Source organism: Bathymodiolus azoricus thioautotrophic gill symbiont, from assembly GCF_001298715.1.
Taxonomy (GTDB): Bacteria; Pseudomonadota; Gammaproteobacteria; order PS1; family Pseudothioglobaceae; genus Thiodubiliella.
This window is the reverse complement of record NZ_CDSC02000422.1, coordinates 1-928: the sequence shown is the minus strand read 5'-3', so window position 1 is coordinate 928 and position 928 is coordinate 1. Positions and strand designations below refer to the sequence as shown.

The 928-nt window shown below is 37.0% G+C and carries 2 protein-coding genes; one reads left to right on the top strand and one right to left on the bottom strand.

What is annotated here, in order from left to right:
- Positions 1 to 6: 6 nt before the first annotated feature.
- Positions 7 to 459, bottom strand: a complete 453-nt coding sequence (locus tag BAZSYMA_RS08095; RefSeq protein WP_090717731.1) for a hypothetical protein — start codon at positions 457 to 459, stop codon at positions 7 to 9.
- Positions 460 to 538: 79 nt separating this feature from the next.
- Here BAZSYMA_RS08095 and BAZSYMA_RS08090 point away from each other — a divergent pair, with 79 nt between their 5' ends.
- Positions 539 to 799 carry a hypothetical protein gene (locus tag BAZSYMA_RS08090; protein WP_090717728.1) on the top strand — a complete coding sequence of 87 codons (261 nt, stop codon included), beginning with the start codon at positions 539 to 541 and terminating at the stop codon, positions 797 to 799.
- Positions 800 to 928 lie beyond the last annotated feature (129 nt).

Here is a 928-nt window from a genome sequence, read left to right as displayed (position 1 = left end):
TTGATTTTAAGGGAAATTGACAAAAAATAGGGAGATAGCGGGGTTTAATGGGAGAAATATGAAAAAAAATAGGGAATAGCTCCCTAGACGGGACATTTGTTTCTCCATTTGTTTTGCATTTTTAGCACTAGATTCAGTTTCCCTCTCGGATTTTTTTGCATTTTTTTTGTATGTTTGAATTTCTATGAATGCGCTTTCAGATTTTTCAATATTACCCTTAATCACAATAACCTCATATCCAGCAAATGCTATCAATGCTATCAAAGAGATACCGATTATATTTAACCACCGATCAATGCCATCTCCTCGGCTCTTTAAAACATCTTGCCTTAAATCTTGATATTTAGAGGTGTGGTCTGCATCTTTATCTTTTTGTATGTTTTTAATGGCGTCCGATTGCCATTTTGATTTACGCTCCAATCTCGATAATCGCTGTGGTACTTTCTTGTTATTAGCCATTAATGTAGTGCCAGTTTGTTTTGATTTTCGCAGATGAGAGTGTTGTTTTTTTCTATAACCAACCAAACTTTATGCGTTTATGAACATTTTAAACGACAAACTTGATACAACCAACGAACTTTTGACCTCTCGTATTGGGCTTATTACACTAGCGCATACTATCCGAGTATTGGATTTATCAAAAACAATAGATCAACACTTCCCCGCATCGGGCAGTAATTGTGCCCTTAAAGCCTCAACCTTTATTAATACCTTGGTACTGAGTCAACATGAGGGCGGTGAATGTCTAAACGATACTGTCCATATTGCCAAAGACAAAGCTTTGCTGTCTTGTCACTAATCAAAAAGTACCAACCCCGCAAGCTATTGGCACTTGGCTTAGACGCTTATGCAAAGACAACCAGGTGTTAAAGCCCTGCAAAAAGCAAACAAAACGCTCTTGAATTTACAGAAAAGAAATTACAGTACC